The sequence below is a fragment of the Kytococcus sp. HMSC28H12 genome, assembly GCF_001816045.1.
GTDB lineage: Bacteria > Actinomycetota > Actinomycetes > Actinomycetales > Dermatophilaceae > Kytococcus > Kytococcus schroeteri.
In genome coordinates this window covers 6412-13809 of the sequence record NZ_KV824519.1, presented here as the reverse complement: position 1 = coordinate 13809, position 7398 = coordinate 6412, and the positions used below count along the sequence as shown (strand labels likewise).

At 70.9% G+C, this 7398-nt stretch carries 8 protein-coding genes and 2 pseudogenes; 4 read left to right on the top strand and 6 right to left on the bottom strand.

Annotated elements, in window-relative coordinates; translation table 11 throughout:
- Positions 1-30 precede the first annotated feature (30 nt).
- From HMPREF3099_RS13740 to HMPREF3099_RS13725, 4 genes and pseudogenes are all read right to left on the bottom strand, one after another.
- A complete protein-coding gene (locus tag HMPREF3099_RS13740; protein WP_371327522.1) occupies positions 31-237 on the bottom strand; it encodes an integrase core domain-containing protein in 207 nt (68 codons plus the stop codon).
- A gap of 37 nt (positions 238-274) precedes the next feature.
- Positions 275-703, bottom strand: coding sequence for a DDE-type integrase/transposase/recombinase (locus HMPREF3099_RS13735; protein ID WP_371327521.1), 429 nt, complete (start codon positions 701-703; stop codon positions 275-277).
- Between the two features lie 37 nt (positions 704-740).
- A pseudogene (locus HMPREF3099_RS13730) lies at positions 741-791 on the bottom strand (hypothetical protein); the annotation flags it as partial.
- Positions 792-1102: 311 nt separating this feature from the next.
- Positions 1103-1222 (bottom strand): annotated as a pseudogene (locus HMPREF3099_RS13725) (hypothetical protein); the annotation flags it as partial.
- Between the two features lie 574 nt (positions 1223-1796).
- Here HMPREF3099_RS13725 and dnaK point away from each other — a divergent pair.
- From dnaK to HMPREF3099_RS07545, 4 genes are all read left to right on the top strand, one after another.
- A complete protein-coding gene (gene dnaK, locus HMPREF3099_RS07560; protein WP_070705418.1) occupies positions 1797-3674 on the top strand; it encodes a molecular chaperone DnaK in 1878 nt (625 codons plus the stop codon).
- Between the two features lie 120 nt (positions 3675-3794).
- The gene (locus HMPREF3099_RS07555; protein ID WP_070705417.1) at positions 3795-4436 is read left to right on the top strand and encodes a nucleotide exchange factor GrpE; all 642 of its coding nucleotides are present in this window, start codon (positions 3795-3797) and stop codon (positions 4434-4436) included.
- A 46-nt stretch (positions 4437-4482) separates the two neighbouring features.
- Entirely contained in the window at positions 4483-5553 is a 1071-nt protein-coding gene (locus HMPREF3099_RS07550; RefSeq protein ID WP_070705416.1) for a DnaJ C-terminal domain-containing protein, read from the top strand.
- Positions 5550-6020 carry a heat shock protein transcriptional repressor HspR gene (locus HMPREF3099_RS07545; RefSeq protein ID WP_070705415.1) on the top strand — a complete coding sequence of 157 codons (471 nt, stop codon included), beginning with the start codon at positions 5550-5552 and terminating at the stop codon, positions 6018-6020. Before HMPREF3099_RS07550 ends, HMPREF3099_RS07545 begins: the two co-directional genes overlap by 4 nt.
- A 164-nt stretch (positions 6021-6184) precedes the next feature.
- On the opposite strand, the gene HMPREF3099_RS07540 is transcribed toward HMPREF3099_RS07545, so the two are convergent.
- Both HMPREF3099_RS07540 and HMPREF3099_RS07535 read right to left on the bottom strand, forming a co-directional pair.
- Complete coding sequence (locus tag HMPREF3099_RS07540; protein ID WP_070705414.1) at positions 6185-6712, bottom strand: protease inhibitor I9 family protein; 528 nt, start codon at positions 6710-6712, stop codon at positions 6185-6187.
- Between the two features lie 117 nt (positions 6713-6829).
- On the bottom strand, positions 6830-7398 hold a 569-nt coding region (locus HMPREF3099_RS07535; RefSeq protein ID WP_141762053.1), incomplete at its 5' end, for a cell wall-binding repeat-containing protein.

Genomic DNA, 7398 nt, shown 5'->3' with positions numbered 1-7398 from the left:
ACCCACGCTCAACTCCGAAGAGCCGGTTTCTTAGAGGTTCGCAAGGGCCGTGTCGGCGGGTGCCGTCACGGGGTGGTGCTGGTGGTAGGTGTTTTCCTTCTCAGCGGGTGGGACCATGCCGAGTTCGCCGTGGAGGCGCTGGTGGTTGAACCAGTCGATGCACTCCGCGGTGGCGATCTCCAGGTCGTCGATGCCTCGCCACGGGCCGTGGTTGCCGACGAACTCGGCCTTGAACAGCGAGTTGAACGCCTCGGCCAGGGCATTGTCCTAGGAGTCACCTGTGGACCCGACCGACGCGACCACACCGGCCCCGGCCAGTCGTTGGGTGTAGCCGATGGCGACGTACTGGACGCCCTTGTCGCTGTGATGCTTCAACCCCGTGACGTCCTGGCCCTGACGGCACCGGTTCCACCGGCCCCATCTCCAGGGCGTCCAGCGCCAGGTCGGTACGCAGCGACTTCGAGACCTGCCAGCCCACGACCATCCTGGAGAAGACGTCGATCACGAACACGGCGTACACCCACCCCGCGAAAGCGCAATAAGTGATGTCTGCCACCCAGAGCTGGTTCGGGGCCGTGGCGGTGGGGGCACCTGCCGCTTGCGGGGGGAAAGTCGCGGTCGACCAGGCCCGGCCGATGCTCCGGCCCCTTGCCCGGCACCGTCGCCCGGGGGCCCATGGCCCGGCTGACACCACGCAGCCCATCGGCCCTCATGAGGCGTTCCACGGTGCACCAGGCCGCGTCGATGCCTTCCCGGCGCAACCGGGCGTGGACCTTCCGGACCCCGTACACCCCATAGTGCTGCGCGTGGACCCGCCGGACCTCCACCAGCAGTCGCGCGTCGCGCACCTCCCGCTTCGAGGGCTGCCCCGTGGCCGCGGCACAGTACGTGCTCGGAGCGATCTCCGTGCCCGCCGTGGTGAGCGTGCGACAGATCGGCTCGACTCCGAACTCGCGCTTGTAGCGATCGATGAAGTCCACGACCACCGGTGTGGGCGGCCTGGCTCCGCCGCGAAGAAAGCCGAGGCCGACCTCAGGATCGCGTTGGCCCACCGCAACCCACGGTTCTCCTTCTCCACCTCAGCCACCCTGACGGCCTCCAGCGAGGTCACCCCCGGCACCGTGCCGGCATCAACCTCTACCTGGCGGACCCAGCTACGCAGAGACTCAGGGTGGACCCCGAGCTGATCACCGATGCGCTCGAACGCCCCTCGCCACGTCACCGGGCCCTTGCGGGCCCCGCACCCTCATCCGCATCGCCCGCTCCCACAACTCACCGGGGTACATCCGTGATGCCGGCACGCTCTGCATCCCTCCGTGGGACCAGAGCCTCCATCAAACCCGGGGCGATTCAGTCCTCTCAGCCATCTCCTGCCCAACCCGGCGCGCCTCATCCACTCGACCACTTGCCCAAGCAGGCGGATCCGGCCCCGGGCTTCGCGCAACCCGGTCGGCTCCTCCCGGCTCCTGCCGGGAGCGGGCCACGCGCACGACGTCCTCGCGGAACTCCTGGGGACAGGAAGTGGGCACGGTGCACACCCCTCCAGGCCACCCCCACGGGCAAGCCAGACCAGGTGTCACCCATCGGTGCAGCAGGCCCAACCGGTGATGAGAATCTACGGCAGCCCTGCTGACACTTTGTGTCTCACCTCACACTGCATCCACGGGAATGAACCGCGCCCTCCGCGCGGTTGAGCACATCAGACGCAACTTTGGTGAGCGCCACTTTGACCACCCGGTCGAGCGCTCCGCAGAGTTGCCCGCAGCAATCACCCGCGACAAGCAGGAGGTTCCCTCATGGGACGCGCAATCGGCATCGACCTCGGTACCACCAACTCCGCCATGGCCATCCTCGACGGTGGCGAGCCGGAGATCATCGCGAACGCCGAGGGCGGCCGCACCACCCCGTCGGTCGTCTCGTTCTCCAAGAACGGCGAGGTCCTGGTCGGTGAGGTGGCCAAGCGCCAGGCCGTCACCAACGTCGACCGCACCATCCGCTCGGTGAAGCGCCACATGGGCACCGACTGGACCACCGAGATCGACGACAAGAAGTACACCGCGCAGGAGATCAGCGCCCGCACGCTCATGAAGCTCAAGCGCGACGCCGAGGCCTACCTGGGCGAGGAGGTGACCGACGCGGTCATCACCGTGCCGGCCTACTTCGACGACGCCGAGCGCCAGTCCACCAAGGAGGCCGGTGAGATCGCCGGTCTGAACGTGCAGCGCATCATCAACGAGCCCACCGCCGCTGCGCTGGCCTATGGCCTGGACAAGGGCAAGGAGGACGAGCTCATCCTCGTCTTCGACCTCGGTGGCGGCACCTTCGACGTCTCCCTGCTCGAGGTGAGCAAGGACCCCGAGGACGGCTTCTCCACCATCCAGGTGCGCGCCACCTCCGGTGACAACAAGCTCGGTGGTGACGACTGGGACGACGCGATCGTCCAGCACCTGCTCACCAGCGTGAAGAACAACACCGGCGTGGACCTGGCAGGCGACAAGATCGCCATGCAGCGTCTGCGCGACGCTGCCGAGCAGGCCAAGAAGGAGCTGTCGAGCTCCACCTCCACCTCCATCAACCTGCAGTACCTCTCGATGGGGGAGAACGGCCCGATCCACCTGGACGAGTCGCTGAGCCGCACCCAGTTCGAGCAGATGACCGACAAGCTGCTCGAGCGCACCAAGCAGCCCTTCGAGGCCGTCATGAAGGACGCCGGCGTGAAGGTCGACGAGATCGACCACGTCGTGCTCGTCGGTGGTTCCACCCGCATGCCCGCCGTCGCCGAGCTGGTCAAGAAGCTCACCGGCAAGGAGCCCAACAAGGGTGTGAACCCGGACGAGGTCGTGGCCGCCGGTGCCGCCGTGCAGGCCGGTGTGCTGAAGGGTGACCGCAAGGACGTCCTGCTCATCGACGTCACCCCGCTGTCCCTCGGCATCGAGACCAAGGGCGGCCTGATGACCAAGCTCATCGAGCGCAACACGGCCATCCCGACCAAGCGCTCCGAGGTGTTCACCACCGCCGAGGACAACCAGCCGGCCGTCGGCATCCAGGTGTTCCAGGGTGAGCGCGAGCTGGCCCGCGACAACAAGCCGCTGGGCAACTTCGAGCTCACCGGCATCGCCCCGGCGCCCCGTGGCGTGCCGCAGATCGAGGTCACCTTCGACATCGACGCCAACGGCATCGTCCACGTGTCCGCCAAGGACCGCGGCACCGGCCAGGAGCAGTCGATGACCATCTCCGGTGGCTCTGCCCTGGACAAGGACGACATCGAGCGCATGGTGAAGGACGCCGAGGAGCACGCCGCCGAGGACGCCAAGCGTCGCGAGGCCGCCGAGGCCCGCAACCAGGCCGAGCAGGTGTCCTACTCCACCGAGAAGTTCATCGCCGACAACGGCGACAAGCTGCCCGAGGCGGAGAAGTCCGAGACCGAGTCCGCCCTGGCCGAGCTCAAGGAGCTGCTGGCCAAGGAGGACGCCGACGTCGAGGAGCTGAAGGCCGCCACCTCCAAGGTGTCCGAGGCCAGCCAGAAGATGGGTGCGGCCATGTACGCCCAGTCCGAGGGTGAGGGCGCCGGTGCCCAGGCCGGTGGCGAGCAGGCCGCCGGTGACGCCGGGTCCGCCGACGAGGACGTCGTGGACGCCGAGGTCGTCGAGGACGACGACAACTCGTCCAAGTGATCCACCGCGGGTGGGGCGGCCGGTCCGCCCCACCCGCCTCACCGCGGTGAGCCGTGGTTGATGCCGTGAGCCCTCGGGGCGGGATCCCCGCCCCGAGGGCGCTGACCCAGGAGGTGGCCGATGGCCGACCAGGACAAGAACCCCCAGAACCCCGACGCCCCCGAGCACGACGGCGTCTCCCAACCCGGATCGGTGGAGGACGCCCCGACCCCGCAGGACGCCGCGGACGCCGAGCAGGCCGTCACCGAGGCGACCGCCGAGCCGCAGGGGGCGGCCACCGGTGAGCAGGACGCCGCGGACCAGCTGGCCGAGGAGGCCGACGCGCCGCACCCGGACACGCTGCTGGCCGCCGAGCGCCTGGAGGACCTGCGCCGTGCACAGGCCGACCACGTGAACTACCGCAACCGCATGGAGCGGGAGCGCGCCAAGGACAAGGACGCGACCATCGGCAGCGTCGTCGAGGCGCTCATCCCGGTGCTCGACGACGTGCACATGGCGCGTGAGCACGGGGAGCTCGAGGACGGCCCGATGGCCGCCATCGCCACCAAGCTCGAGACCACGCTGGAGCGCTTCGGCGTGCGCAAGCTGGGCGAGGCCGGCGAGGAGTTCGACCCGAACGTGCACGAGGCCCTCATGCACACCGAGGCCGAGCTCCCGGAGGGCACCACCGCCACCACCGTGGTGCAGGTGATGCAGCCCGGCTTCGCCGTGGGGGAGCGCGTCGTGCGCGCCGCCCGCGTCGCCGTGGCCGACCCGGCCTGATCCCCACCGGGGTCAGGCCCCAGAACCGATCTCGCGAGGAGGCGTGATGGCGAGCCAGGACTGGTTCGAGAAGGATTTCTACAAGACCCTGGGCGTCTCGCCCGATGCCGACGACGCCGAGATCAAGAAGGCCTACCGCAAGCTCGCACGGGCCAACCACCCCGACCAGCACCCCGGTGACGAGGCGGCCGAGCAGCGGTTCAAGGACATCGGCGAGGCCTACCAGGTGCTCTCCGACGCCGAGAGCCGCAACGAGTACGACGCCGTCCGGCAGATGGCCGCCGGCGGTGCCCGCTTCACCGCGGGCGCCGGAGGCCCCGGTGGTGGAGCCGGCGGGTTCGAGGACCTGTTCTCCGCCTTCGGTGGTGGTGGCCCCGCCGGCGGCCAGCGGGTGCGTTACAGCACCGGCGGCCCCGGCGGCCAGCAGATGGGCGGTGAGGACCTCGAGGACATCCTGCGCATGTTCGGCGCCGCCGGTGGTGGCGGTGGCTTCGGTGGTGCGGGCGGCGGCTTCGGCGGCCAGCCCGGTTTCGGTCCGGGCGGTGCCGGCCCCCGGCAGGCACCCCCGCAGCGGGGCGAGAACCTGGACGCCCAGGTGACGGTCGGGTTCCACCAGGCGATGGCCGGTGACAAGGCCACCGTGCGCCAGGCCGACGGGCAGACGACCACCATCAAGGTGCCCGCGGGCGTGAAGGACGGACAGAGGATCCGTCTCAAGGGCCGGGGTCACCCCAGCCCCACCGGTGGGCCGGCCGGTGACCTGATGATCACCGTTCACGTCCGGCCGCACGAGGTGTACCGCCGCGAGGGGGACGACCTCGTGCTCGACCTACCGGTCACCTTCGCCGAGGCCGCTCTCGGTGCCGTGGTGAGCGTCCCCACCTGGGACGGTCAGAGCGTGAAGGTGAAGGTCGCCCCCGGCACGCCGTCGGGCCGCCGCCTGCGCCTCCGCGGACGGGGCGCGCCCACCAAGAACGGTGCCGGCGATCTGCTGGCCGAGGTGCACGTCACCGTCCCGACGGACCTCACCGACGCTCAGCGTGAGGCCGTCGAGACCCTGCGCGCGGCCGACGAGTCCGATCCGCGGGCCGACCTCGCGACCCGCGCGGCGTCATGACCCGTCGACCGGGCGCGGCTGCAGGGGGCGGGCGTGACCGTTCCCCCGACACGCGCCCGGTCTACGTCATCTCCGTGGCGGCCGAGCTGACGGGCATGCACGCCCAGACGCTGCGCCAGTACGACCGCATGGGCTTGGTCTCGCCCAGCCGTGCGCGGGGCGGCGGGCGGCGCTACTCGGAGGCCGACGTGGAGCAACTGCGGGAGGTGCAGCGTCTCTCCGCCGAGGAGGGCATCTCCCTGGCGGGCATCCGCCGCATCATGGAGCTCACGCGCCTCACCGAGGAGATGGCCGAGCGCATGGCCGAGATGGAGGCCGAGCTGCACCGGGCCCGCGCCGTCCTCGATGCGGGACAGCGCGTCTTCGCCGCCGGCCGCCGGGGCGAGGCCGAGGCGGTGCGTCAGGGCCAGCGGCCGGCCCGCCCCGCCACCGGCCGCGAGCTCACCCTCTGGCGCCCCCTGCGCTGAGCCGTCAGGTGCGGGATCGCCCGTGCTGGGCCCAGGCGGCGAGCGCCAGGTTGACCACGACGGGCGCCACCCACAGGTCCGCTGCGTAGTCGTCGAGCGGTCCACTTCCCTCGTGCGACGTCACATCCACCTCCATCGCTCGTGACGGACCGAGGGTCTCGCGCTCAGGTGGCGCTGGGACCGGGGACCTCGGGGATGCTGACCATGCGGTCCTTCTCGACCGACAGCACGTCGGGGTCGGACCGCAGCTCCTCCGCTTGGGCGGCCGTGGCCCGGACGGCGAGGCCACCAACGGTGCTGTAGCGCGAACTCACCTCGAGGCCGCGCTCCTCGAACTGGGCGGCCTTCCGGTCCACCTGGCGGCGTACCGCCTCCTTGCGGGCGGCCGGGTCGGAGACGCCCTCGGGCGGGGCGAACATCACGAGGTAGGTGGTCACGGAGTCCTCCGGGCCGTCGTCGGACGGGCTGGTCCCGTCGGACGGGCTGGTGGGTGCGGGGCTGGTGGGCGTCGGGCTCGAGGGCGAGGTGGGGCTCGGCGAGGGGCTGCCCCCGTCCGAGGGGCCCGGTGCCGGCTCCGTCGAGCTCGGCGTCGAACTCGACGGGTCGTCGGCCCCCTGCCCGTCGCACCCGGCCAGGGGGAGCAGGCCCATCAGGGCGACGACGGCGATCGCTGCGCGCGGGTGCTGGTTCATGTACCCAGTGTGCCCCTCGCCGGCGCACAGGGGAAGGCCCCGACCGGATGGTTCCGGTCGAGGCCTTCGTCGTGGTCCGGTGGCGGCGCGATGGGGGTGGGCCACCACCGGGGTACATCACAGGCCCAGCAGGTCCTTGAGCGCGTCCTCCACGTCCTGCGAGACGGCGGCCGTGCTGCCCAGCACCACGGTCTGGGTCGGGTGGGCGGCCACGTGGTCACCCACCACCTTCAGCAGGCGGTCCGGGCGGGTCAGCAGCAGCGGGCCGCCCTCCTTGGCCGCCAGGGCGCCACCGGTCAGGGCGTCCGGGTAGTCCGCACCGGTGGCCACGGCGGTGAAGTCGTAGCCGGCGGGGAACTGCTTGGCCACCTCGACGGCCGTGGCGTAGCGGTTGGGGCCGGCCAGACGCTCGGTGGCACCCAGCTCGTCGGCCACCTTCTGCGAGACCACGTCGTCGCCGCCCAGCACCACGACCTTCTTCGGCGCGAGCGAGCGCACCGCGTTGCGGGTCACGGGCAGCACCTTGTCGCCACGGGTCAGCAGCACCGGCACGTCCTTCGAGCCGGCCAGGGCCGAGCCGGCCAGCGCGTCGGCGAAGGCCTTGTCGTCACCGGAGGCCACGTACAGCGTGTCCACGCCGGTGCCGAAGTCCTTGGCCACGTTGGCGCTGGTCTCGTAGCGGTTGG